This window comes from Paenibacillus sp. SEL1 (assembly GCF_054602535.1).
Map to the genome: position 1 here is coordinate 1,797,155 of NZ_CM137723.1, position 26,017 is coordinate 1,823,171.

Sequence of the window (26,017 nt, forward strand, 5' to 3'; positions counted from 1 at the left end):
TCAATGCTCTTCTGCCCTTTCCCTCTCCTGCACATCGTCTGCGATGCCCTGTAGCCTTTTCATTCATTATATAAAACTTCATAATCGTAATGATTTCAATGAAGTTAAAATTAATGACAATGTTTTTATTATATCATTCCTTTCCACAGTTAGGTAACCACTGATAGATATACAAAAAAAGGCATCTCTTCCCTTAGGAAGAAAATGCCTTTTTATTAGTATTCTATTCTCTTAAAACTTGATGATACCTGAGGTATGAAGGAAGACCAACAACATCAGGATCGGTGCAACATACCGAAGACCGAATAACCATACGTTGAACCAGAAGGGTTTGATGTTCGCATGCTCAGCCGCAGTCTTCCAGTAATAACCTGTGAATATAACAATCAACAAACCGCCTAACGGTAAGAAGATGTTGGATGCGGTAAAGTCTACGAAATCAAAGAATGATTTATCCCCTACTTTTAGTTCAGGCACCAGCCCCATGGACAATGCAGAAGGGACGCCCAGCATCAAGCACAGGACCGATACGACGAGAACGGAGCGAACCCGGCTCCAACGCATACGCTCCATGACATAGGCTACTGGAACTTCCAGCAAGGATACCATAGAACCTAATGCAGCAACCGCCAGCAGTACGAAGAACAAACCGCCGAAGAATGCACCAAAAGGCATTGCCGAGAAAGCAGCCGGTAAAGCAATGAAAACCAGCGATGGTCCTTGAGCCGGATTAATTCCGAAGGAGAAGGTTGTAGGGAAAATAATCATACCTGCGATAAACGCATAGATTAAATCTCCGCCACCAACGGCCAGCATGGCTCCACCCAGCGATTGACGGCGATCTACGTATGCACCGTACGTGATCATAATTCCCATCCCCAGTGAGAGTGAGAAGAAGGCATGTCCCAAAGCAACCAATGCAGACTCTATACTTAGCTTAGAGAAGTCGGGATTCAGAAAGAAGGATACGCCCGCACCAGAGCCTGGCAGCATAAGAGCGTTAATCATCAACACGAGCAACAGGATGACCTTGGCAGGAATCAAAATTTTATTGAACTTTTCAATCCCGTTCGATACCCCAAGAGTTACCACGACTGCTGTAAATGCAAAAACAACTAACAGCCAAACCAACGGCGCATAGCCGGAGGAAAAAGAAGCGAACTGTCCAGCAAAATCATTATTCGAAAACAGATTTCCGCTAAATGCCTCAACGGCATAATGCAGTGTCCAGCCCCCTACAATGGCATAGAACGACAAGATAACAAACGGCACGATAACAAACATGATGCTCATCTTGCCCCAAATTGGATGACCGCCTACTTTTACCATTGCAGAAGCAGCACTTCCTCGACCTGCACGACCAAGCGCAAGCTCCGCTAAAAGTACAGGCAAACCAACAAGCAACAGGCAGACAATAAACAATAAGAAAAATGCAGCTCCACCATATTGTCCTGTAATATACGGAAATTTCCAAATATTACCCAGTCCTGCCGCACTGCCGATCGCCGCCAATATAAATCCAGCAGACGAGAAGCGTTCATTTTTATCAGACAGGCTATTCTGCCCCTTGCTCAAATTCATTATATCCCCCTCATTCTCTCTACTTACGCATAAACATGAGCATGCGTACATAAATAATTTTTACTCATTATAGCGTAAGTAGGATGTAAGGTCATGCATAATTTTTCACTATTACCGGATTTATTTTCATAATGTTCGGTATCTACAAAATACAACAGAAAACTACATATTTTCTTCAACATCCTTCTTTATTATGGTCTCTCCCATGCGATTAGATACTTTTTGATAAATATACGAAATCGCCAACAGTACAACACCAAAAGAGAAGTAGGCTACAATCGTGCTTCCTGTCGTTAACAGATGTAGATCATACAACAGCAGCTTACCTGTCGACAGCAAGGTCAAGCCCAATCCAAATCTGCGAATGTAGACCACTCGCTTGAGGAAGCCGTATACAATATACAAAATGGCCAGCAGCAAATACACCAGACTGAACACAAGACCAGCATCCCCCAGGCGGAACTGAACTCCGAGAAAGGCGGTTATGATGCCCAGCAAATATACACCCATAATAACCGGATACAACTCGTTACTTCTATAATGTCGGGTCATCAGTGCATTCAGGAAATCCCTGCTGCTGAAAAATACCAACACATTAAAGGCTGCGAGTACCACCAATGCCACATAATCAGCAGCCGTATTTTGCGCATAATTTTCATGCAAGGTTGGGACCGTTACAGTAACCACCAGTGCCAGCGCGTAGCCTATGACGTACAACGCCAAGCTGTAGTATTTAATCACCCGATCATACAGCAACCTCACCTTAGGCAGGAAATAAGCCAACACCAGCGATACGCAGGCATACAACAATACTTTGTACAAGGTGTAATGAGCAAACTCGTCGGATAAGACGATGTTATACCAATGCCCTGCTTCATACAAAAGGTAGAAATATACGTTCACCAAAGCTACATATTTAAATCCTTGCATGATATGCATTTCGTACAACCGATTGTTTTTGAAAGCATTCGGACGGCTAAATTCAATCGCATAGAAGACGGTAACGATCAACATTCCCAGTGTAATGAGCGTATATTTGAGTCCAAAATAGTCTGTCTCAAATCCTGACAACAGATATATAGGGAAATCGACGAAAAAGAATGCGCCCAGACACAGTAATAAAATGCCCCAGCCAGCTCGTTCCAATTCCTTCAACCGGTAACGGTGTCCATATAATGTAAGAAGAACTGCTTCGATCAACCACCCCATAGATAACCATCTAACTCCAAACTGGAACGGAATCATGAGGATGGCAAAGGTCAAAGAAGTCGCATAAAATAATATTTTGGTTTGTTTCTCCTCTGGAATATATCGACGGACCCATTGTCCCAGACCTCCGTACACCAAGCAAAAGACCAGAGCCAGCAAACCTTTATAATCATCCAGGCCTGCATCGCCGAATAGAGAATACAGAACGGAACAGCTCACGACTGTATTCAGAGCCAATAGGGAGAAATCCAGCCATGACAGTTTTGTTTTTAAACGGAACGGCACCCACAGTGTCATCCCGAGGTACATCGCAAATGTAATGACTGCATACAGCATGCTCGCTACGGTGCTTTCCGATAACCACGCCAGCACAATCATCAAGGGCGTATTAAGCAGAAAGCTGATATATTGCACGACGACCCACCGTTTGCGGAAGGATACAAGCAGAATCAGCAGGTTTAACAGGAACAAATAGCCCATGGCGATATACACGGCGTTCCCTTCCAGCCCGTTGGCTGCCATATAAGAAAAGAGCGGAAGATACCCCCCTACTAAACCGAAAGAGCATATCGTTCGGGATTCATACCTTAATGACAGTAGCACAGCAGTCACCGTAACTAGTACGGACAAGCCTATGCCTGTATACATTCCTATGATTTCTAACAAAAAGTAGCTGTAAAAAATCGATCCGTACAGTACAGAAATACCGCCGCCCAAAATACCGAGCGCAAAGGTCTGCTTCTGCTTGCGATACAGCCATTCGCCGCCTCCCAGCATCAGCGCTCCTAGCAGAAAGAAGGCCACACCCTTCATATTTCCTGTAAACCAGTTCGAATATGAGTATTTAAAAGCGGCTCCCACACCCAATATAATGAGCAAAATCCCCAGCTTGTTGATCCAGTTCAAGCCTAGCTTCATTTCAAACTGATTTTGCTTCATGCGCTTCTGCATCGTTTCCTCGCTGATTTCTTCTTCTCCGAGTTGCTGAAACTCGCTTGCCGTCTGATGAAGCAATTTGCGCTCGGCCTCCTGAAACCGCTCGCGTTGTTCCATGATCCGGTCACGAATCTCCTCTGAGAACAATCGTAATCTGGCGACGATCTCGTCCTGATCTTCTTTAAGCTCATGCGTAGTTTGCTGAATAAGCTGGTCCACCCGGTTTTTAGCCCCATATTCAAAGGATGTCAGCCGATTTTTCCCTTCTGCGGTTCTGGAAGCAAAATAGGTCTCCAGCTTTTCACGCGAAATGCGAATCATATTTGCCTTTTCACTCAGCATTTGCTCCGTCAGCGCAGTGCGCAGCTTTCCATTTTCCTGCTCAATATGTCGTACTCGCTCTTCCAAGTGAATGCAGCGAGCCTGATAATCCTCGAACTTTTTTCGCAGAACCTCATTCTCCAAAATGATATCTGAGGCTTCATAGTCCGCGATTAATGTTTGATACTCCTTGAGCAGCTTGTTCTGTTCTTCGCGGATCGTATGTAAACGATCTTTAAAATCCTCCATGTTCTCCTCCATTGCTGTCCATTTTGGTAATCATTACATTTTACATGAAATTAAAAAGTCATTATAGAGACTATAGCCCATTTTGGACGTTAAATTGGGGCATTTACTTATATATTCTTCCAGTTTCATGATCGCAGATGAAGTAGAATGGATATACATATGAAATAAAGCCTACCTTTCCCCTTCGCAAACATGAAATCCGCATGGATGTGTTGCAGAGTCTACGCTGTGTATTTATTTTTATTGGAAAGATCACGATGAAAAAAGGAAGAACCCCGTAGGATTCTTCCTTACACAAAATTAATACTTTTTCATGAAAGTCGCCACAGACTTTAGAGCTTTCTGCATGTCACTTAAAATTAGCTTTCTTATTTTTTGTAATGAGTGTAAATTTCAACGATTGTTATTCTTCCTTAACATAAGTACGTCATATGCAATAATTACTTTGGTTTTATCTGTAGCCTCTGGAACATTGTAAACCACTTCATTTTGACTGAAGTTTTTTTACAAATACATACTTCGTTTTGATTCTGTCAGGATGACTGAGAGGGGTAAAAGAAGTGATGAATATGATAATCTCCAAAAGTTGATGTGCGCAATCTTTTGGATTATAATAATCACGTTTGTATTTTTTGGATTTATTACATAAAATTATAAAGGGTGATGACAATGAATAGGGCTGCGACAGGAACAATATTTTGTTTTATATCTGCTATGTTGTATTCTTCTTATTATCTTTGTGCAGCAATTACAGGAGCCGGGCAGTTAAATCCTTTTTATGCTCCGTTTGGTTCTTTAAAAGTTTTTGCCGTAATGGCTTTGATTATTGGAGTAGCTTACTTAATTATAAGTGAATATGGATATTTGAAAAAAAAGAAGAAGGCCTAGGCCTTCTCAGGCTGTCGAGAAACCCCCTGTTTTTTTGCAGGGGGTTTAAAACTGTCTTAGTGGTCTAAAAACTAGGGTCCTCAGATCGTTTTAAATCGATTTTTGTTTTAAAAGATGCGTCTCCCCATATAAAAATAGAAGTGTCGAAAAGTCCTCTGGACTTTCTCGACACTCTGAAGGCCTAGGCCTTCTTCTTTTACATTTAGGTCAAAGGATAGATTTTAGATTCGTTACGACGAATCGTTATTCCTAAAGAAATGCGGATGTCTATGGGGATAGATGTTGGCGATCCTATAGAATTTTATATGGATATCGAAACGGTTTTTTTGAGTATGCGAAAGTATATCGGGGTCGCTTGTAACCTATGTAATGCTGATGAAGATCTGACCTATTTTAGGGATTCACTTTTATGTAAGACCTGTATACAAGAGTTCAAAGAAAATATAGCCGTAAGCCGCACTCCTGCTCCAATGGCTAAGAAACCTGTGCACAAAGGAAAGAGAGTAAACCAATCATCACAAAAATTAATCCAACACCTAAGGGAACTTCTGCATGAGCATCCCCATGCCAAGCAGGGCGAATATGCACAATGGCTTGGCGTGTCACAAGTCCGTATATCGCAGCTTAAAAAGTTGTTGTAGCTTGATTAACCTGCCGAAAATCCGTATACTAACAAAAAAGCAAACGATATTATGCCTGTGAAGAGCATCCAACTCGGAGGCGTTTACGCCAAGGACCATACGTTAGCGTAGGATATGGCGATATGTACCTAAGTAAACCGGACCCGCCCGTTACAGCGAGCAAAGTGGATTGGAGAGTCATGACATCTGTCATGCTGTCCGGTCAATTTGGGTGGCACCGCGAGATCAAAGCGCTCCTCGTCCCATGTGGATGAGGGCGCTTTTTGTATTTTTATCCGAAAAGGAGTGCGGTGTCATGTTGGATATCAAATGGATCAGAGAGCATCAAGAGCAAGTTCAGACAGCAGCAGACGGCAAAGGAATACAGGTATCGGTCGTGGAGCTGTTGACCCTGGATGATCAGAGAAAACAGCTACTTCAGGAAGTGGAACAGCTTCGACAGAAGCGTAATCAGTGTAGTCAGGATATTGGCGCGTTAATCCATGCCGGCAAGAGTGAACAGGCAGAAGAGGCAAAGCGGCAGGTCAAAGAAATTAACGGACGGCTAGATCTTCTGGAAGCCCCGCAACAGGAAGTAGAAGAACACTTTCAACAGCTTTTGCTTCTGATGCCTAATATCGTATCGCCAGATACGCCACGGGGAAGATCGGATGACGATAATGTAGAACTGGAGCGGGTCGGGCCGGTTCCGAACTTCGGATTTGAACCAAAGGATCATATGGCGCTCGGTGAGCTTCACAAGCTTATCGACGTCCCTCGGGGTGTCAAAACAGCCGGTACCCGTAACTACTATCTGACGGGAGCAGGGGTTGCTTTGCATCGGGCTGTTCAGCAGCTTGCGGTGGATTTGCTGACTGCACGCGGATTCCAGTTGTTGGACGTTCCACTGATGGTACGTGCAGAGGCGATGCGCAGCACTGGTTTTTTCCCACTCGGACTGGATCAGACGTACCGCATCACAGGAGAGGATCAGTGGCTTGTAGGCACTTCGGAAGTGCCATTGGTCTCGTATTACAGCGGTGAGATCGTGGATGTTACGGACCCGATACGGCTGGCAGCCGTGTCCGTATGCTTCCGCAATGAGGTCGGCTCGGCCGGAAGGGATGTGCATGGACTGTATCGTGTGCACCAGTTTGCCAAGGTTGAGCAGGTCGTCATCTGCGAAGCCAGCCTGGACGCTTCAGAGCAGATGTTTCAGGAGATTACGCGCAATGCGGAAGACCTGCTTCAACTGCTGGAGCTGCCCTACCGTAAGATGGCTGTCTGTACAGGCGACATGGCGCAAAAAACCTACAAGCAGGTGGACATCGAGACATGGATGCCCAGCCGCCAAGCTTACGGCGAGACACATTCGTCGTCCCAGCTGCTTGATTTCCAGGCACGTCGTTCCAACATCCGGTACCGCAATGCGGACGGCAAATTGAAATATTGTTACACGCTCAACAACACAGCGGTCGCTTCACCCCGGATTCTGATTCCGTTGCTGGAGCATCACCAGCAAGAGGACGGTTCGATCCGTATTCCGGAGGCTTTACGCCCATATATGCCGCGAGGTATGGAATTTTTGCGTACTCCCTTGTTATGAAAACAGGAGCGCACTTTGAAAAGTAGTACCCAATGAGCAGGATTTTCGATCGTAATCATCGCAAAAAAGACGAAGGATAAATACCCTTCGTCTTTTTTGGTGTTTCATTGTGTCATTGTGCTTCTGCTTCCCATGCGCTGGCAGGACCAAAGAATTCATAGTGGATATCCGAAGTAGGGATATTCCACTCCTTCAACAGGCCGTATACCGATTGCATGAATGCCTCAGGGCCGCAAAAATAATATTGGGCGTTCCGATCCGGTATCACGGATTGTAACCAGGCCAGATCCAAACGGCCTTCCTTGTGGAAAGCCTGTGCCAGCCGATCCTGCTCCGTTGGTCTGCTGTAACACCAGCGAACTGCAGCCTGTGCATGTGTGGCGACCAGCTTTTCTACCTCATTACGCAAAGCATGGTTATCCCCATTGACTGCTGCGTGGACAAAAGTGATAGGCCGATGCGGAGCAGATTTCACCAAGAAAGCCAGCATACTAACCATCGGGGTTAGTCCGACCCCTCCGCTGATCAGCACGACAGGTCTGCGATCTGTCCGATCCAGCGTAAAATCACCCGCCGGTGCAGATACTTGAAGCACATCGCCCTCTTGCACCTGCTCATGCAGATACACGGATACTTTACCTGCCGGGCGGGACTCTACAGCATCCTCACGCTTTACAGATATCCGGTAGTGAGATTGGCCCGGTGCATCCGAAAGACTGTATTGACGAATGTGGGTATTGTGTTCGCCCGGAATTTCCATCTTTAAGCTGATATATTGTCCAGGCTCGAAGTCAGGCAACACCTGCCCATCCTGCGGCACCAAATAAAAGGACGTAATTTGGTCGCTTTCCTTAACCTTTTTCTGCACAACAAAGCTCTTAAAGTCTGACCAGCCTCCCTGCTGCTGACCAGCCTCCTTGTACATTTCAGCTTCCATGTCTATAAATACGTTAGCGATCACGCCGTAGGCTTCGGCCCATGCGGCAATGATCTCGTCTGTAGCAGCATCTCCCAGTACGTCCTTGATCGCAGCGAGCAGATATTTTCCGACGATAGGATAATGCTCGGGCTTAATTCCTAAACTGCGATGCTTATGTGCAATCTGGCGTACCACCGGAATAATTTCCTCCAGGCGGTCAATGTGCTGTGCAGCCGCATATACAGCATTGGCCAGCGCTCCCTGTTGACGTCCTTGCTTCTGATTCGCGTGATTGAATATATTGAGAAGCTCGGGATGGGCCTCAAACATCATCTGGTAAAAACGCTTGGTGATTGTAGTTCCGTGTACCTCCAAAACAGGTACAGTCGATTTGATCGTTGCAATGGTTTGCTCACTTAGCATCTTTGTATCCCTCTTCTCTCCAAAATAAGATAACAAAGGGTATTTCAACATATGTCCCATTTGTTAATCCTCAATTTAAAACCCAGTATACCCACATAAAGTAACCGTTTATGTGATTCCAGTCACTTTAAATTTGAAATAATGTGAACGTGTCAATGACAAAACGCACAATTAAAACACACTTTCCACATAACTGACGAGCTTTCCCCAAAGTTTCAAATATCTATATACCTATTTTGTATGTAGTGTTCAGATTTTTCCTTTCTCGTAACAACAGTTTCACCATGCTAAAGACTTCAATTTATTCCACTTGTAAACGCTTCCAATTAAGATAAAATCGAAGATGAAGTGCCGGACAAGCCGTTTCGGCCTATCCTATCCGTGTTAAAGGAGGCAGATGATATCGTGAAGTGGATCAACAGCAGCAAATGGTTAGCCGCATGGATTTGTATCCTATTCGCAGTGGCCAGTGCGGGTCTTCAACCCGATACAGCACATGCCCATACAACAGGCGTTACGCAAGCAACCTACGGGACCGAGGTGAACCAAGCGCTGAATGGTTTGGACGTCGCCAATGCTGAACTATCCCTGAGCGCAACAGCAAGCACAGCCATTACGAACGGAACGGATTGGAAAGACACCGCAGGTAACCCGATTCAGGCGAACAGCGGTAATATTCTAAAAGTAGGTTCTACTTATTATTGGTACGGCGAGCACGCCGAAAACTGGAAATTTGAAAAAGTGAACGTATATACCTCAACCGATTTGAAAAATTGGTCCTTCCGCAGCAGTATTCTCACCAAAGATTCCGCCCCTGAGCTGAATTCGAGCAAAATTGAGCGTCCCAAAGTCATCTACAACAAAACCACCGGAAAATATGTACTATGGGCGCACTATGAAAATGGCACGGACTACTCACTCGGTCGTGTAGCCGTCGCTACCAGCGATACACCCGACGGAAATTTTGCCTACCAAGGCAGCTTCCGCCCGCTGAATTACGAGTCTCGGGATATGACGGTGTTCACGGATACTGACGGTAGCGGCTACCTTATTACAGCTTCCCGTAAAAATGGCGGCGCCAACGATACGATGGCGATCTTCAAGCTGACAGCCGATTATACAGGCGTGCAGTCGTTCGTTGGCTGGATTTTTGAAAATGGCTATCGCGAAGCTCCTGCTGTTGTGAAAAAGAACAATACCTACTACCTGTTCACCTCGCAGGCTTCCGGCTGGTATCCGAATCAGGGCGCTTACGCAACCGCCAGTTCCATGACTGGAAGCTGGTCTGCTCTGTCGCCCTTCGGTGACCCGGCAGCTTACGGCTCGCAAATCCATTCCATCGCCACAATTACGGGTAGCTCAGGAACCAGCTACATCTATATGGGCGACCGCTGGAATCCGCTCAATCTGAGCGACCACAAATTCATCTGGTTGCCACTAACTCTGAATGACTCCAACAAAACAGCAACCCTGAACTGGTACAGTAGCTGGGATCTGGATGCTGCGACAGGCACAGTAATCCTACCGTCCTTTGTGAATCACGCACAGGGCAAAACAGCGACTGCGAGCTCAGCCGCATCCAGTTCTCCAGCTTCACTGGCGAACGATGGCAACGCCCAAACCTCGTGGAAAGCTGCTTCCGCATCCTGGCCCGCTTGGTGGCAGGTCGATTTGGGCAGTACCAAGACCATCAGCGAAGTGGATATTTCATGGTTTATGTACAAAGGATCTGAAGCGTATTACAAATATAAAATTGAATACAGCACGGATGGAGTTAACTACTCCACGATTGACCGCACAGGTAATACCACGTATGGTTTTACCAGTGACAAAGTCAATTTTCAAGCTCGCTACGTGCGAATCAACCTTGTAAATGCAGTGCTATTCAATAATCCGAACAACTGGTATACCCCGACAGTGCATGAAGTAAGATTGCTTGGCAATTAACTTGCTTCATTAAAAAAGAACATGGCAGGAGAATCCCATATTAGATAGGCTTCTTCTGCCATGTTTGCTTTACCACCTGTTTCGTACTCATTCGCTCAACGTATCCGATTTACTGTGGTAAACACAAATTTATCATACCGATGCCGTGAGAATGAGTATTCAAACGGTATACCCGTATCCAGATAACCTACCTGCTCAATTTCTAAAACTGGATCATCCGCACCACAATCCAAATACTCCCAATCTAGCTCGGTCGACTTGGACGCGCGGATGGTACGATGTGAACTGACAATATTAAGGCCCAGCTCCTCCTTAATATGTTTGTACACTGAGCCGTGCAACACCTGCTCGGTAATACCGCTGATCAGCTTCGTAGGCATGTATGTGCGCTCTATCACATACGGCTCGCCCTCTACAATACGCAGACGGACTACACGATACACAGGAGAATTGGCATCAATAAATAGATGCGCCGCTACCTCTTCAGATGGAAATTGAACGTCAAAGGCTATGATTTTACTTTTGATTTCTTTCCCGCGCAGCACGTTTGTCAGCCCCAGCATTTCATTCACAACGACATTAACCGGGCCATTGTAGATCGATTTGACGATAAAGGTTCCGTGTCCTCTTTTACGATTCAACAGCCCTTCCGACACCAAGGTATCCAATGCCCTCTTAATCGTCATCCGACTTACCCGGAACTCACTGGCCAGTGAAATTTCATCGGGAATCGGATCATCACTGCTATAGGTCTTGTCTATAATACGCTTCTTGACCTCTTGTGCAATCCGTTCGTATTTGTTCATTGGTCTACCACCTGTACTAAAATTTGTTTTATGTCAGCATTTTACCAAAACATCGGTAGCGCTGGTTCTTTTGGTTCTGCAGGCGGGACGTTAAGGTATCACGGTATAAGTAAGTATACCGAACATTATACTTTCTCACCAGCGGCGTACAGCACAGTTCTTTGATGATGATGAAGAAAAAAAGGCGGTCCAGAGGACCACCTTAGAATCCGTTATTCTCGATCACCTGTTTGAACCAGTGCCCACTCTGTTTAACGGATCTCTTGCCACCGTTCTGAAGATCGACAGACACAAAACCATAGCGATTTTTATAAGCATTCGTCCAGGACCAGTTGTCCATAAACGTCCATAAGTGATAGCCCTTCACATTGGAGCCCTCTGAAATGGCCCGTTGAACCCACTTGAGATGCTCACGGATAAAATCAATGCGATAGTCATCGCGGATCATGCCCTGTTCATCTCTGAACTTTTCTTCACCTTGAACGCCCATTCCGTTTTCTGAAATGAAGCATTCAATGTTTCCATAATTTTCTCTGACATTGGTCAGGATGTCGTAAATGCCTTTCTCATAAATCTCCCAGCCCCGCATCTCATTCATCTTGCGGCCAGGCATGACGTAATAATCGAAGAAACGTTCCGGCACAAAAGGAGCATCCAGGTTCGGCAGACTTTCACGAGCCTTGACTCTGCGGGGCTGATAATAGTTAATACCCAGTAGGTCCACAGTGCCCTGGCGTATAATCTCCCGATCTCCGTCTTCCATGCTTGGTACATATCCCTCTTGGCGTAACAGCTCCACGAGCAAAGGATTGAATTCTCCCGTCACAGATGGGTCTAAAAAGGAACGGTTAAAGAACGCATCGCATATTTCAGCAGCCTGCACGTCTGCCGGATGCTGACTACGCGGATAAGTCGGCGTCAGGTTCAAAATAATTCCAATTTTCCCCTTATAACCGCCCTCTCTGTAAGCCTTAATAGCACTGGCGCTCGATAACAGGGTATGATATCCCACCTGTACGGCTTTACCGAAATCCACTTCATTCGGATAGTGGAAATCGTATAGATAGCCGCCTTCCACCGGGACAATCGGCTCGTTATGCGTAAACCATTTGGCTACACGATCCCCGAATAGCTCAAAGCAAGTGTTAGCGTAATCTACGTAAGCTTCGACCGTCTCCCGGTTCACCCAGCCTCCTTTTTCCTGTAAAGCCATCGGCAAATCAAAATGATACAAACTCACAAATGGCTCAATCCCCGCCTGATGCAACTCTTCAATGACGGCATTATAGAAATCAATCGCCTTCTGGTTCAATTCACCTCTCCCTGCCGGAAACAGACGCGACCAGGAAATAGAGAACCGGAAGGAGTTGTGACCAAGCTCTTTCATGAGTGCAATATCTTCTTTGTAACGGGTATAGAAACGGGACGTTTCGCCAGGTCCAACGCCGTCATAAAAACGGTTCGGCTCCTGCTCAAACCAATAATCCCAAATGTTCGGTCCTTTGCCGTCTCCCTCCACGGTTCCTTCTGTCTGGGTAGCCGAGGCCGATGAGCCCCACCAGAAGTCGGATGGAAAACGGTATTGAATGGTTTGCTGCTCTATATCTTTCATTTCGGTATGATTCACAGCTCTACTCCTCTCTCTTTTGCATGAATAAGCTGCTAATCTAGCAGCTTATTCACATTACATTCCAACAGTTTGATCCTTACCTGCAATGGCTGTTTGGTTAAGCTCCTCTTCCTGCTCTTTACGAACGTTCATCCGATCAATAATTTTTAGGAACGGGAACCAGATGACAAAGACGACAGCCATATTAAACAACTGCAGTACGCCTCCCATCAGAGATCCCGTAGCCATCATTCCACTAAAGAACAACGGCATCGTCCAAGGAACCTGTATTCCGTTTGGCGGCGGTACAATCCCAGTAGACATGGCGAAGTAAGTAATCAGCGTAACGATCATTGGAGCAATGACCCATGGGACAAAAATAAGCGGATTCATCACAACCGGCAAACCGAATATGACGGGCTCGTTGACATTAAACAGACCCGGTCCAAGGGCCAGCTTACTGACCTGCTTCAATTGCTTACTCTTCAGGAAGATCAGAATCGTGAGCACTACGGCCAGTGTCATACCTGTACCACCGATACCTACGGTATAAATATCCACAAACTGCTTGGTGATAATATGCGGCAGTTCCGCTCCTTTGGAGTACGCTTCGTAGTTTTCAAGTGCCAGCGTATTCCAGATCGGTTCCATGACTGAGTTGATAATAATCTGACCATGAAGCCCAAAGAACCATAAAAGCTGAACAAAGAAAATAGCAATTAATGTAGGTATAATACCACTGCCCAAGTGCACCAGAGGTGCCTGTACAGCATGATAAATCAGATCATGCAGGTTATTATGAAGAGTCAGTGTAACTACAACATTAATGATCAAAAATATGCCCAATGTGATACACGCCGGAAGCAAAGCGGCAAACGATTTGGCAACGGCTGGCGGAACGCCTGGAGGCATTTTGATAACAATGTTCCGCTGTGTCACTCTTCGGTAAATTTCAGCAGCTATAAAAGCAACGATCATGCCAAGGAACATGCCTTTGGCCCCAATCCGATCCAACGGAATGACACCAGCAATCGTGGCACCGCTTTCTTGTGTCAGCACAAACGGGGTGAGCATCAAGAAGCTGACCAACGCGATCATGCCACCGAATATGGGCTCGACCTTATAACTTCGGGATAAATAATAGCCTATCCCGACAACCACGAATAAGGTCATGATGTTCAGGGTGGCACTCGGCGCAATGTTCAGCAGACTGTTAAAAGTCGCATAATTACCGTCGCCCATCCAATCTTTTAGAAACGGCAGATTGATAATAACGACAATGATGGAGCCAAAAACTGTTAATGGAAATGACAACATAAATGCATCACGCAGTACAGTAAGATAGCGGTTGTTGTTCAGTTTACCGGCAATAGGTATCAGTATCCGGCTTAATTTCTCAAACAAAGCCTATTCCTCCCCGCGAAGTGACTTGCATTAATAGGATTGCAAGCTTTTCATGTCCCAAATTTCACAAACTTACATGTTCCGTTATAAATTTCTGGATTTGAACAGCTCCAGCAATTCTAGAACCAGATCCTTCATGGTAACCGTGGACATCAGATGATCCTCGGCATGCATTAGAAGGAGCGAGAAAGGAGTTTGGGTACCTCCCGCTTCCTTCTTAACCATTTGAAAATGGATATCATGTGCAGCACGTAAATCCTGCTTGGCTTGTTTGAGCAGTTCGTCCGCACCCTCTACATTCTCATTTCGATATTCGGTCAGCGCCTGAATCACTTTACTGCGAGCGCTTCCACTATGAAGAATAAGTTGGAAACTAATTTGCTCTTCCGTCAGTTCGGCTATATTGACTTTATCCATTTTTGCGTTCCACCAGCTTCACTGCTTGCTCATAGGCTTTCTTACCGTCAACCATCCCGTATGCCATCATGTCAATCACTTCTACATGAATACCATATTGGGCTGCTTCCTTTTCCAGCTGTCCTTTAAGAAAACTCATTTGCGGGCCAATCAATACTGCGTCAGCCTTAGCCATGTCTTCTGCCGCCTGATCTTGACCTACTGCCCAAATTTCAGCCTCGTCTCCAATGGACTTAGCATAATCCTGCATCTTAGTAACCAGCAAACTTGTAGACATACCTGAGCTGCACGCCAGCAAAATTTTCTTCATGATTGTTCCTTCCCTTCAAGGTCTGATTGGATGTTAACTACTAGAAAACGTTTACAGCGTAATTATAAATCCAGTCTTTTGATTTGTCTATACATTTAATATATATGTATAGACTTTTTTTAAAATGACACTGTTTCTTCACTTTTTTTCTTGAAAATGAACGTGATCTCTTATCTTTAATCTCTCAATAGAATCGATTTTCACTATAAGAAGTTTTGCCAAATGATATGTTATTCGATTCTGTAAAATGTTAACATGAGCTTACGGAGTAAACTTGATTGCTCCTCCGTAGCCAAAGAATAGCTGAGGTGAGAAGAGATGAGTAGAGATGAGAAGAGTCAAAGTAAAACCAAGCAAGAGTTAGACCGGGTCGTGTTCATCGGCCGCACGTTTGAGGAATACGTCCAAATGTTCAATTTGCACATTCCTGAACTTGTAGGCAAAAAGATTTTGGACTGTCCTGCGGGAGCATGTTCCTTCACCGCTCTGGGCACCAAAGCCTCGCTGGATATCACCGCAAGTGATATCGCCTACGACCACAAGATTGATGATCTGAAACGCAAAGGCCTATTGGATATTGAGCATGCAATGGAAACGCTAGAACGTGCAAAAGATAATTATGTTTGGAGCTGTTATGGAGATGTGCAAGGGCTTAGCGAGCAGCGCCATCAAGCACTGCAGGATTGCACGCAGGATATGAGGAAGCACCCAGAACGCTACGTTGCTGCGGTACTGCCGGAGCTTCCCTTTGAAGATGAACAGTTTAATATCGTGCTGTCTGCCCATTTTCTGTTTATGTATAGTGATCGACTCGACTATGAGTTTCATAAGAATACGGTACACGAACTGCTGCGAGTGGCTTCAGAGGAAGTTCGTATTTTTCCTCTGACCGATTTAACGGGAACTCGTTACGATCTGCTAGATCGTTTGATTCTTGAGCTGGAGGCAGAAGGCTTACGGGTGACAGAGGCCAAGGTTCCGTATGAGTTTATGCGTAACGGCAACTCTCTGTTAAGCATACGAAAGATATAGGGCAGGTTTAGGTGTAGAGGGAGCAAGCGATTAGCTTGCTCCCTTTCTGGTTATCGAGATGAAAATTAGAAAAATTTAGAATATTAAGAAACATTCCTACATTTTTATCGTCTATATTATGGAATACCTTACGTATGAAGGTAAGATTTTTCGAAGCCCAAAGGTAAAAAATCAACTCACAAAGGAGCTTATGCATGTTAAAAAAGTTAGGATTAGCTGCATTGATTCTGGTTACTAGCCTCTCCGTTATTGGAACAGGCTGGGCCGCATCCGGCACAACAACCATTGAAGTTTCTAAAACTGCTCTGGATTACAACGTTGCTCGCCCGCTGAGCGATGGTGCTTTTCATGATGGCTTATTGGCTGCTGAAACATCTGCTGGAAACCTCGTGTATTACAATACCAAAGGAGAGAAAGCTTTCTCACTTCCCGCCGAGCTTAAACCCATTGGTGATTTTCATGAGCAACGAGCCGTAGTCAAAAATACAAAAACCAATCTCTATGGATACATTAACACCAAAGGGACACTGGTCATCCCTTGCCAATATACCGAAGCCAATTTCTTTTCCGAAGGAAAGGCCAAGGTTACCATAGCAGACACCAAAGAAAATGCAATTATAGATCGAACGGGAAAAATTCTTTCTCATTTTAAAGAAAATGTGGAGTCAGAATATGTATTTACAGACGGTCTGGCCCTCGCCTACGCCCCCAACACTGGCAAGATCGGTTTTGTGAATACCTCTGGTCAACTAGCGATTCCCTATAAATATAAATACAGTCGTGGTTTCTCGGATGGCTTGGCTATTGTTCAGAATAGCAAAGGGCTATACGGATATATCAATACAGCAGGGAAAGAAGTTATTCCTCCTCAATATCTATCCGGTGGAGACTTCTCGGAAGGATTGGCCCCTGTGCAAAATACTAAGGGAAAATGGGGATTCATCAACAAACAGGGAAAAATCGCGATTCCCTTTAAATTTACAGATGCCCAGGATTTTAGTGAAGGCCTGGCGAGTGTGAAAAATGCAAAAAACGAAGTCGGATTTATTGATAAAAACGGAACGCTGGTCATTAAATATCAACAAAAGTATGATGTTACTTCTCCGTTCAAAGAAGGCTTAGCTTTAGTCGGTAAACAAACCCAATCATCCGTCTCAGACGGCAAATTTGGCTACATCAATCGTCAAGGGCAACTGCTAACTAAACTTGAGTACAGAGCGGAATCCTCCTCCTTCTCCAATGGCTATGCTGTTGCTTTTATCAAGCCAGGCAAAGCGTTTATTGTATCTAAACATTCCGTTTCAAAATAAAAAAGACGACCCCGAAGGCAGATCGAGTGAATCTGCTTCCGGGGTCATTAGATTTCCAATATCTTGTATACAATTAGTCGTGTGTGTAGAATTTTACTCCAGGCAGATCTGCTGCCACCCACGAATAATTAATGGTATTACTGTTGTAATTTTTGGTCCCGGCCTGTGCAACCTGTACCTCTTTCAAAATCGTGATCGATGAACCCTTCGGTCTGACAACGACCACATGACCATGCCCATCTGCTTTTTTGATTCCGATGGTAGGATACCCGAGATTTGCTCTTTTTTGAGCATCCTGAAAGGTTACAGTGTACCATCCCGGCGCATTGTTGCCCAGTAAAGCATCAGCCATTTGATTGGCTAAGCCACTTGGCAGGGAAGCCGACATCGCAGACATCACATCTTGTGCAAAAATATTACACTTCGTTCCACCTACTGGCGAATACTTTTTGTTCGTTTCTACCTTAAAACCGTCAATTACAGATGCGTAAGTACTTGCACTTCTAGCCATTGAAATTCCCCCTGAATATAAGTTGTAGAGGAAACGACGGAGTCGCTTGAACATCTGAATGGCTCCACATTCATTGATGTTGGCCTCAATTCCCTCTCAACTATTAGGGTGATTTCCGGCTTACTTTAACAACGTAATACTACAAAAAAACACTTCATTCTCATAACTGAAGGCTTTCTTCACTGATTACGGTTGGAACGATAAGCTCAGGAGTAGTCGTAGGCTTAGCTTGTGTTAAATAGTCTGCTGCCCCCATCATCAGAGCGATGCCGATAAATAGCACGACCCAATTACGATTCTTTTTCATCATCTGTACCTCTCATTCTTCACTGCGCCCGTTCAGCCACTTGAACCAATGGAGCAGATGACTGAATCGGTATTCATGCTGCAAGGCATACGTCCATACTTCTGGCTCTTCACCGGGCTCCTTCCAGACGAGCATGGAAAAGTGACCCTCTTCCTCGCTCGCAACCGATAGCAGCGAAAGACGATCATCCCCGAATCGGTATGGAGCCGATTCCACCCAGTAATTCCGCATATCGCTGATCCAGCTGCGGAACTGCTCTGTACCTGCGATCCGCAGGACTTCATCAGGTAGGAGCAGATGCTCGTCGATATCCTTCCAATCTCCCGCATATCGGTACCGCGCTGCCAGCATTGGACTGAGTGGTCGGATTTTACCGGGAGCCAACGTAGGCATATAGGCGACGGGAACGACCGGACCGATACTCTGGATAGCATAAGACCGAGCTTCCTCCTCACTCATTCCGTAAGACATAGCCTCCACGAGAAAATCGTTCCGTCTTACACCAAACTGATGCTGATACTGTGACATTTCATCCTGTAGCTCCAGTACCATACCCTGTGCCGTTTCTGTTCCGATCATTCCCAAACACCTCTCATTCCAAAATATAGTCGTGCAATTCCCGTTGCGCTCGATACTTTGCCCAATTGAATTCAGGCCAAGCCGATTCTTCTCTCGTCATGCTCGTCAAACGGGCTTGTAAAAACTCATCTAGTGATCCATGTTCCTTACGACTAAAGTCAATCAGCAGCGGAATCGCGTCCGCCGATAGCTCACTCAAATATTCCTTATCTATCACCGATGTCGTGCGATACCGTTCGAGATTATTTTCAGCAATCCGTATATCAATGCCCACATAGTTCACGACGACATAGGCGACCAGAGCGAGTACAATATAATATTTCGCCAACGGCAGTTGACGGAAATGAATGCGCATTGCTGCAATAAGCAGTAGCAAGCCCAGAAAAATCATAAACGCGTGTACCAAATAGCGGGTGTACGTATAGCCGTATGCTTCTTCGTACATAACCAGCCGGGTATATCCCGAATACAGCATCACACCCGAACAACCCACGAGTATGTACAGCAGGCCACTGTTCATTTTTTGCACTATACCTGAGCCAAATTCAGTCCACTTCAATACACTGATCATCAGCACAAAGTTGATACCTGTTACCATAACCAGCTCCCCGAATCCTCTTCTCGCATATTCGGCATACGAGGTTCCTTCGGGCAGAGCACCTTCCCATGCACCAAACAAATATCCGAACTGCAACACGACGAATACAACATACACCAGATTCATGACAATCAGCACCGTAGCGGTAATGACAGGGTCAAATTTAATCGCGACCGGCTCGTGGTAAGGCACCGTTGGTCGGTCAATCATCACTGAAGAGTGACCATCATACTCGGTGGTTTGGCCATTCGTGCGCTCATTTAACCCGTGCCATGATTGGGTCTCTCTCTGCGTATTACGCGGAGCAGGCTGTACAAATCCCCACAAATAACAGAAGAAACAGAAGGTGAAAAAGCAGGTCCAGATCAGCCGCAGCATGCCACTCCCAAAGGACAGCGTTCCGATCCATTCGGGTACTCCAGCTAACAACTTTTCGAACATCCCATCCGCCGAAGCCAGCAAAGATATGATAATGAACAGTAGCGGCAAGGCAATAAGTAAACCAATCATCACTTTACCCAATACACGCTTACGCTCATCCTTTACATTCCGAAGAGCTACTGTCTTGACCATCCGAAAGGGGGTCACGATATGACGAAAGTTTTGATAAAACCAATGGCTTAACGCCTGACCAATAATACCGGGTTCTGACCAGCTATGCCTTTTCTCCCCAAACAGCAGCACCATGTGTACGCTAATCAGAGCAGGTATCGCCAGCGCATTTAACACGTATAGGACCGGATTATTGAACAGCGCGTATGTCAATGCCAGCATCATAATGATCACAAACAGCAAACGCCCTATCCATGATCTGGACTGGAAACGATCTCGATTAAAGGCATACATATAGGCGTAAAACCCAATAACAAAAATTGGCATAGACACGCCCAGCCCATGTCCGTAAAACAGATATTGATGAACCAGCGCCAACACAATTGCGCCAGCAAAGGCGGACAGAAACGACGTTTTCGGCAAAGACGTTCCATTCATCTTGTCATGCATGGTAAATACCTCCACAAATATGCTTTATAACCCTTATTGTAGATGATAAAATAAGAAGATAAAGAGAAATTAATTCAAACAAAATTTCCTATTTTATAAAAGTGACGACGCTTTTAATCAAATATAGGGGAAACGGAGCAACCTTGAATGAAACTCCATGCCCAATTTTTACGGCTTCACTCCCACGCAGCTGACGACAAGGACGATAACCATACCATAGAGACGACGCTGGATGAGCTTGCGGCTATTTTTGACTGTACTCACCGCAACGCCCTGATGATCATTCAGAAAATGGAGCAGCATGACTGGATACAATGGACTCCCCGCCGAGGCAGAGGTCGTCGCTCCAGTCTGCGCTTCCTCATTCAACCGGAAGACATTGCCGTGCAATCCATGATGCAAGCCATAGACCGCCATGATATCAAACGCGCGCTGGATGAAATTCGAGTTCATTCACGCTCCTCCACCATGCAGGAGCATTTGCAAGGCTGGTTGCTAAATTATTTTGGGCATCACGCAGAGGTGCGCAGTGATCAGCAGCAGATCGACACGCTGCGTCTGCCTATTCGCCAGCAGCTCTATACGCTGGACCCGTTGTATTTGAACTGGCTCGCCGAGTCCTTCGTATCCAGCCACGTCTTTGATGGTCTGGCCCGCCGGGCGAACGAAAGCGGCGAGATTTTGCCGGGATTGGCGCACGCTTGGGAGGTGGACACCACTCGTACACAGTGGACCTTCTTCCTGCGTAAAGAAGTGTTGTTTCATAACGGAAAAATACTGACCGCTGAAGACGTCGTCTATACCTTTGAGCGACTGAGTCGGGCGCCGGGAAGGAGACTTTACCATTTTATCGTCCGGCAAATTCAGCACGTTCAGGCGTTAAGTCCGACGATGGTACGCTTCGTACTAAAGGAGCCAAACGAGCTGTTTCTATCCTTCCTGTGTACCAGCCGGGCTGCGATTGTGCCGCGTGAGCTTAATCAGGTGGGTGAAGCCGCCTTTGGCATCCGCCCTGTCGGTACAGGGGCATTCAAAGTCACGGAAATGAACGAAAGCCTGTGTACACTGGAGGCTTTCGCACCTTATTTTCAAGGCCGGGCTCATCTGGACCGAGTGGAAATTGTCCAACTCCCATGGGCGACTAAGCTGGAATCGTCGGATACGGAAGACACCGCTTCTTCTTTTCACATTATCCATAATCCCGTATCGGCGGGAGATACGGATACCGCATGGAGCCAGATTCACTCGGCGGCTTCGGTACGCAAATTTATCACATGTAATACACACAAGGATGGACCGCTACGCAATCCAGAAATACGTGCCCGCATTGTAGCATGTCTGGATCATCGCTCCCTTCCTCCAGCAGTGGATTCACCTAACGATTCTTATGAACCACTGGCGGCGCTGCAAATTGCTACCATTCCCGAGTATAAAGCGGACGCAGACCGGGTTGCGGCTCAGCTCGAATCCTGTGGGTATACCTGTAACATCGTGGCCGCATCTATGAATGAATTCAAAAGCTCATCTATCCGTATGGAGTCAGACTTAATCATCTTTTCTCTCTTTCGTGACCGTGATGAGCAATTACGCCTGTTTGACTTGTATCTCAATGTATCTGGGCATGTGGAGCCTCATAGCCGTGTGGATATCGAAAGACTGCTGCGTGAAATTGCACGGGAGGCCGATCATACTGTTAGGGCGCAGCAATTCGAACATATCGAAACTCGGCTCATGGATGAGCACCAGCTGCATATTTTATATGAAAAGCCCGTTCAGACGGCCTATCTCCCTTCTGTGCGTGGCGTATCTTTTAACAGTCAGGGCTGGGTGGATCTACGTCATGTCTGGTTTCCACCTGCTCAACTTCCAGCTCCCCACTCTTGACGGCAAAAGTGCTCCTTCAAATGCACTTCACATCAAAAAAAGGTATCCTCTTCTTCATAAGAGAATACCTTTTTGAATGCCGCTTTCTAGATCCTCTAAGCGGATGGTTCAAGGGATGAAAAAGCCCATCCCCCCAACCCATGACTGTGGACGTCGCTAGGATCTTCCAGAGGGGGGGTAACGGGTGAAAAATTCAATAGGACAAAAACATTAAATGCGAGCAGAGAAAAAACGATCTTTTTTATCATGGATGTACTCTACCTCTCCAAGTAAGTTTTTATATTCCTCTTTGTCCTCAGAAGTGGCAGTATGCCGATACTTTTCAAATAGTCCTACACATTTAATGGTGACAGGATTACCATTCAGCACTACAGAATAGGAAAGACTCTCAAGCAAGAATTTCATGCCTTTGGTATAACGGTGTTTGTTGAGATCATAACAAGCCATCTCTGCCAAAAATCGTGCATAAAGATCTGCTGACATTTGCTCCGTATAGGTGCCTACCTTGACATGCTGATCTGCAAATGCCTCAATTTGTTTTTCAAAACGTTGCAGTACATGATCCACATTAAAATCATAACGGTTGGCCGCTACCATAATTTTATGCAACCCCACCAGAATTTCGCCTTCGTTTTTTTCCAAATAATCCACATATTGTGGAATCACATCCAAGCTGCCTGACATCAACTGATACAAATACCCGTTGGCCTCAGCCCAGTTGCTACAAAGGGCCTTCAAACGCCGAGCTTCTTCCGTATCCTCTTGCACCCAGCTCAAATCAGAGTATAGCGATACATACTCCAGCGCCTTCTGATAATCCCCGCGCTCATCCCACACCCCGGCACGCAACACGTAAGAGTATACAATATACATAAACAAAGGACCCTTGGGTTCCTTGCCACGCTCCGGTCTTCTGGTATTTCCGTATTTTTGCTCGTATTGTACCTTGGCTTTTTGAGCCATTTTTTCAGCAAACCATTCTACTTTATCCCAACGCCGCAAGGAGGCATAGGTATTAGCCAGGTCTCTTAAGGCATCCAGTTGGTCTGCTTCACCCAGTCGGTCCACAAAGCTTTCGAAGTGTGTGGCTGCCCATAAATTTTCGTCCTGGTCATCGCCAACGGCAATCGTAAATAAACGATATTGGCAGAGCGCCAGACGCTCTGAATGTTGGTACTTCTCACTTTCGGAAACATTTTTATAAATAATTGCCGCAGCCTCAAGCTTACCTTCACTGAATAATTCTTCTGCTGTCTCAAACAAAGCTGGGGCGTATATGAGATAGTCCATCATAAACTCCACGACTTGCTTAATACAATCCAGTTTGTTCAGCTCTGCACAGCGATGCAAAAAGGGACGAACCCGTCGCCAATTCGGTGCCGTATTCCGTATAAATTCATCAATGTATAACTCATAGAGGCTCCCTTCTTCAAGCCCCATGCCTGCACCAATCCGATCCAATAGCAGCATCGCAATCGGACGATTACCGTTAATAATGGCACTGATCGTTCCTGCATTAATACCTGTGTTCTCCCCAAACTTACTAATCGTAATTCCTTCTCGTCTGATGTACTGCTCCAGCTCTGCGCGAATTGTGGTTGTTTCCTTCAAATCAGGCACCCCCAGGGATTACTTGCATGATTACAATACAAAAAAAGAAAATTCCCGTGAATATTCCCTTAATTATACAAAAGAAAGACCACTTAGCCAACCGCTCAAGTAAATTTATATCAAAAAATTCAATAATTCTCCGAATTGCCGTATACTACGGGGAGGTGAGCCGAACAGCTACACCCAATCGGTACGCAGGAAAGGATACGACAAATGGACAACACCCCTACAACAGAACAAGAGATTGCACAATGGATGGTCGCGCAGATCCGTGAAGTGGGCACCCTGAAACAAGAAGATGCAATTGCATATGTACGCTCTGAGTATGGAGAGCAGTATGTGTTTATAAGCGAGCATGGTCATGTATCTCTGGAAAAAGAAATCAAAAAGGCATTCCGCAAGCTTCATGGTGGCAGAATTGCCTGGGATCGTGACGGATTTCTCTGGGCCTGGACTTAACAAGCAAAGCATCTGCCCTAGGCAGGTGTTTTTTTAATAATTTATCTCCTTTTTTCACCACAAGTCCATAGGGATGCACATGACGGGAAGAACAGATTCCGTCAGCTTTCTCATATTGAATGGTTATTTTATGTGACCCCCACACTGCAGTTCTCACGGCCTCAAGACAAGGAATGGCTATACGTTCCGTCCACCACGGCGTATCATCAAAATAAAACCGCGCTTTGGCTTTCTTAATATCGGACTGATACGGGTCTGGCATCGTCTGTTCCAGTTTGAGCAGAGCATTCTTTAACTTCAAACCCGATTCCGTGGGCCCGCCTGTATAAATGCCCATCCCTGTTAAATACAACTGAATAACATCCCCGCCATTCAACTGTTTCAAGTTCGCCGTATAACCCTCCATTAAATAAATTCCGCCCTTCGGGCCGGATGCGGTAACAATCGGAACGCCGGCTTCAGCCAGGAGATCGATGTCCCTGTAAATAGAGCGTACAGAGGTTTCCAGTGCCAACGCCAATTCTTTGGCCTTCATTCTCCCTCTAGATTGATACATAATAAAATCGCGATTAAACGATGCAGTCTCACAATCATACCTCCACAATAGATGGTTAACCCGAATTGAAAAGATGATGCAACGATTGTTGACACCCTGTTGGCAGTAATAGGTGTGTATCATAGAAGTAAAGGGGTGTAATGGATGATGAATATTGGAATATTGGGGACGGGATTCGGCGCGTATCATGCCTCACTGTTAAACAACCATCCCAAAGTAAACAGAATCATGGTATTTGGAAGGAACGAAACCAAGCTGCAAAAGCTGAAAGAGGAGCTAAACGTAGAAGTCACACAAAATATAGAGGATATTCTGCTGGACCCACACGTGGATATCGTCGATCTATGCCTGCCCTCCCAGCTGCATAGGTCCTATGCCGTGGATGCGCTGAAGCACGGTAAGCATGTATTTTGTGAAACACCGGTTTGCTTTGATCTCGAAGACGCTCTTCTTATGCAACAAGCTGAGAAGCAATATAGCAAAAAGATTCTGGTCAACCAGTTCATTAAGTTTGATCCCGCCTATACCTATCTGTATGAGGCATACCGCCAACAGAAATACGGGAAGCTCATCTCCTTATCTTTGAAAAGAGAAACGCCTCCTCTGTGGGGGGATCTTGGACTAAGCTCCATTCCTACTCAGTTCATGAAAGGCCAAGCTGGTATTTCATGAAAGCGACGAAAACGATCTTATACCTACCGCATTATATGAGTACACCGCATCAGGACAGCAAAAAATCAACCTCGAATCTGCCAATCCATATGAAAAAAGTTTGGATCATGCACTTGAATGCTTTGGCGGACATTCGGAAAACCTGATTTCACTGGAATCGGCTGTACAAGCGCTGAAAGTGGCTGTTGAGATTAAAAGCAGACTGGGGCAAACCCAGCGTTAACCCCGTATTTTTTCTTATGCCTGTTCTT

General features: G+C 45.6%; 22 protein-coding genes and 1 pseudogene. 9 read left to right on the top strand and 14 right to left on the bottom strand.

Features of this window, described 5'->3' with window-relative positions; genetic code table 11:
* Positions 1-231: 231 nt before the first annotated feature.
* Together ACYCSE_RS08245 and ACYCSE_RS08250 are read right to left on the bottom strand one after the other, a co-directional pair.
* The gene (locus ACYCSE_RS08245; RefSeq protein WP_061829525.1) at positions 232-1,581 is read right to left on the bottom strand and encodes a sodium-dependent transporter; all 1,350 of its coding nucleotides are present in this window, start codon (positions 1,579-1,581) and stop codon (positions 232-234) included.
* Between the two features lie 162 nt (positions 1,582-1,743).
* The gene (locus tag ACYCSE_RS08250; RefSeq protein ID WP_459701996.1) at positions 1,744-4,296 is read right to left on the bottom strand and encodes a DUF2339 domain-containing protein; all 2,553 of its coding nucleotides are present in this window, start codon (positions 4,294-4,296) and stop codon (positions 1,744-1,746) included.
* A 669-nt stretch (positions 4,297-4,965) separates the two neighbouring features.
* On the opposite strand from ACYCSE_RS08250, the gene ACYCSE_RS08255 reads away from it, so the two are divergent.
* From ACYCSE_RS08255 to serS, 3 genes are all read left to right on the top strand, one after another.
* Positions 4,966-5,184: a hypothetical protein gene (locus ACYCSE_RS08255; protein ID WP_061829527.1), complete on the top strand. Its 219-nt coding sequence runs from the start codon at positions 4,966-4,968 to the stop codon at positions 5,182-5,184.
* A gap of 257 nt (positions 5,185-5,441) precedes the next feature.
* The gene (locus ACYCSE_RS08260; RefSeq protein ID WP_459701997.1) at positions 5,442-5,825 is read left to right on the top strand and encodes an AbrB/MazE/SpoVT family DNA-binding domain-containing protein; all 384 of its coding nucleotides are present in this window, start codon (positions 5,442-5,444) and stop codon (positions 5,823-5,825) included.
* A 295-nt stretch (positions 5,826-6,120) separates the two neighbouring features.
* On the top strand, positions 6,121-7,410 hold the full coding sequence (gene serS / locus ACYCSE_RS08265; protein WP_459701998.1) for a serine--tRNA ligase: 1,290 nt from the start codon (positions 6,121-6,123) through the stop codon (positions 7,408-7,410).
* Positions 7,411-7,522: 112 nt separating this feature from the next.
* Here the strand turns inward: serS and hmpA are convergent, their stop codons facing one another.
* Positions 7,523-8,752 carry an NO-inducible flavohemoprotein gene (gene hmpA, locus ACYCSE_RS08270; protein ID WP_250260100.1) on the bottom strand — a complete coding sequence of 410 codons (1,230 nt, stop codon included), beginning with the start codon at positions 8,750-8,752 and terminating at the stop codon, positions 7,523-7,525.
* Positions 8,753-9,157: 405 nt separating this feature from the next.
* Between hmpA and ACYCSE_RS08275 the strand changes: the two genes are divergently transcribed.
* Positions 9,158-10,699 (top strand): family 43 glycosylhydrolase, encoded by a 1,542-nt coding sequence (locus ACYCSE_RS08275; RefSeq protein ID WP_459701999.1) that lies wholly within the window; start codon positions 9,158-9,160, stop codon positions 10,697-10,699.
* A gap of 95 nt (positions 10,700-10,794) precedes the next feature.
* Here the strand turns inward: ACYCSE_RS08275 and ACYCSE_RS08280 are convergent, their stop codons facing one another.
* The 5 genes from ACYCSE_RS08280 to ACYCSE_RS08300 all read right to left on the bottom strand — a co-directional run bounded on the left by ACYCSE_RS08280 (position 10,795) and on the right by ACYCSE_RS08300 (position 15,245).
* The gene (locus ACYCSE_RS08280) at positions 10,795-11,505 is read right to left on the bottom strand and encodes a GntR family transcriptional regulator (protein ID WP_250260098.1); all 711 of its coding nucleotides are present in this window, start codon (positions 11,503-11,505) and stop codon (positions 10,795-10,797) included.
* Positions 11,506-11,707: 202 nt separating this feature from the next.
* The gene (locus ACYCSE_RS08285) at positions 11,708-13,117 is read right to left on the bottom strand and encodes a glycoside hydrolase family 1 protein (RefSeq protein ID WP_459702491.1); all 1,410 of its coding nucleotides are present in this window, start codon (positions 13,115-13,117) and stop codon (positions 11,708-11,710) included.
* Between the two features lie 72 nt (positions 13,118-13,189).
* Complete coding sequence (gene celB, locus ACYCSE_RS08290; protein WP_039271894.1) at positions 13,190-14,518, bottom strand: PTS cellobiose transporter subunit IIC; 1,329 nt, start codon at positions 14,516-14,518, stop codon at positions 13,190-13,192.
* Positions 14,519-14,602: 84 nt separating this feature from the next.
* Complete coding sequence (locus ACYCSE_RS08295; protein ID WP_013312602.1) at positions 14,603-14,935, bottom strand: PTS lactose/cellobiose transporter subunit IIA; 333 nt, start codon at positions 14,933-14,935, stop codon at positions 14,603-14,605.
* Positions 14,928-15,245, bottom strand: coding sequence for a PTS sugar transporter subunit IIB (locus tag ACYCSE_RS08300; RefSeq protein WP_013312603.1), 318 nt, complete (start codon positions 15,243-15,245; stop codon positions 14,928-14,930). Before ACYCSE_RS08300 ends, ACYCSE_RS08295 begins: the two co-directional genes overlap by 8 nt.
* Before the next feature lie 318 nt (positions 15,246-15,563).
* On the opposite strand from ACYCSE_RS08300, the gene ACYCSE_RS08305 reads away from it, so the two are divergent.
* Entirely contained in the window at positions 15,564-16,277 is a 714-nt protein-coding gene (locus tag ACYCSE_RS08305) for an SAM-dependent methyltransferase (RefSeq protein ID WP_165178095.1), read from the top strand.
* 194 nt (positions 16,278-16,471) lie between these two features.
* On the top strand, positions 16,472-17,587 hold the full coding sequence (locus tag ACYCSE_RS08310; protein WP_459702000.1) for a WG repeat-containing protein: 1,116 nt from the start codon (positions 16,472-16,474) through the stop codon (positions 17,585-17,587).
* A gap of 73 nt (positions 17,588-17,660) precedes the next feature.
* Here ACYCSE_RS08310 and ACYCSE_RS08315 read toward each other — a convergent pair whose 3' ends face one another.
* The 4 genes from ACYCSE_RS08315 to ACYCSE_RS08330 all read right to left on the bottom strand — a co-directional run bounded on the left by ACYCSE_RS08315 (position 17,661) and on the right by ACYCSE_RS08330 (position 20,584).
* A complete protein-coding gene (locus tag ACYCSE_RS08315) occupies positions 17,661-18,098 on the bottom strand; it encodes a hypothetical protein (protein WP_069012257.1) in 438 nt (145 codons plus the stop codon).
* A 160-nt stretch (positions 18,099-18,258) separates the two neighbouring features.
* On the bottom strand, positions 18,259-18,408 hold the full coding sequence (locus tag ACYCSE_RS08320) for a hypothetical protein (protein ID WP_172828237.1): 150 nt from the start codon (positions 18,406-18,408) through the stop codon (positions 18,259-18,261).
* Positions 18,409-18,417: 9 nt separating this feature from the next.
* Complete coding sequence (locus ACYCSE_RS08325; protein WP_160788297.1) at positions 18,418-18,984, bottom strand: hypothetical protein; 567 nt, start codon at positions 18,982-18,984, stop codon at positions 18,418-18,420.
* A gap of 13 nt (positions 18,985-18,997) precedes the next feature.
* A complete protein-coding gene (locus tag ACYCSE_RS08330; RefSeq protein ID WP_459702001.1) occupies positions 18,998-20,584 on the bottom strand; it encodes a DUF4153 domain-containing protein in 1,587 nt (528 codons plus the stop codon).
* Between the two features lie 147 nt (positions 20,585-20,731).
* Here ACYCSE_RS08330 and ACYCSE_RS08335 point away from each other — a divergent pair, with 147 nt between their 5' ends.
* Positions 20,732-22,468 (top strand): ABC transporter substrate-binding protein, encoded by a 1,737-nt coding sequence (locus tag ACYCSE_RS08335; protein ID WP_459702002.1) that lies wholly within the window; start codon positions 20,732-20,734, stop codon positions 22,466-22,468.
* A gap of 210 nt (positions 22,469-22,678) precedes the next feature.
* Here the strand turns inward: ACYCSE_RS08335 and ACYCSE_RS08340 are convergent, their stop codons facing one another.
* Complete coding sequence (locus tag ACYCSE_RS08340; protein WP_459702003.1) at positions 22,679-24,079, bottom strand: transcriptional regulator; 1,401 nt, start codon at positions 24,077-24,079, stop codon at positions 22,679-22,681.
* A 213-nt stretch (positions 24,080-24,292) separates the two neighbouring features.
* Between ACYCSE_RS08340 and ACYCSE_RS08345 the strand changes: the two genes are divergently transcribed.
* Positions 24,293-24,538, top strand: a complete 246-nt coding sequence (locus ACYCSE_RS08345) for a DUF6953 family protein (protein ID WP_013312611.1) — start codon at positions 24,293-24,295, stop codon at positions 24,536-24,538.
* Here the strand turns inward: ACYCSE_RS08345 and ACYCSE_RS08350 are convergent.
* A complete protein-coding gene (locus tag ACYCSE_RS08350) occupies positions 24,462-25,073 on the bottom strand; it encodes a helix-turn-helix transcriptional regulator (RefSeq protein ID WP_459702004.1) in 612 nt (203 codons plus the stop codon). The two genes, ACYCSE_RS08345 and ACYCSE_RS08350, sit on opposite strands and share 77 nt — an antisense overlap.
* Positions 25,074-25,238: 165 nt before the next feature.
* Between ACYCSE_RS08350 and ACYCSE_RS08355 the strand changes: the two are divergent.
* Positions 25,239-25,989 (top strand): annotated as a pseudogene (locus ACYCSE_RS08355) (Gfo/Idh/MocA family protein).
* Positions 25,990-26,017: the final 28 nt, after the last annotated feature.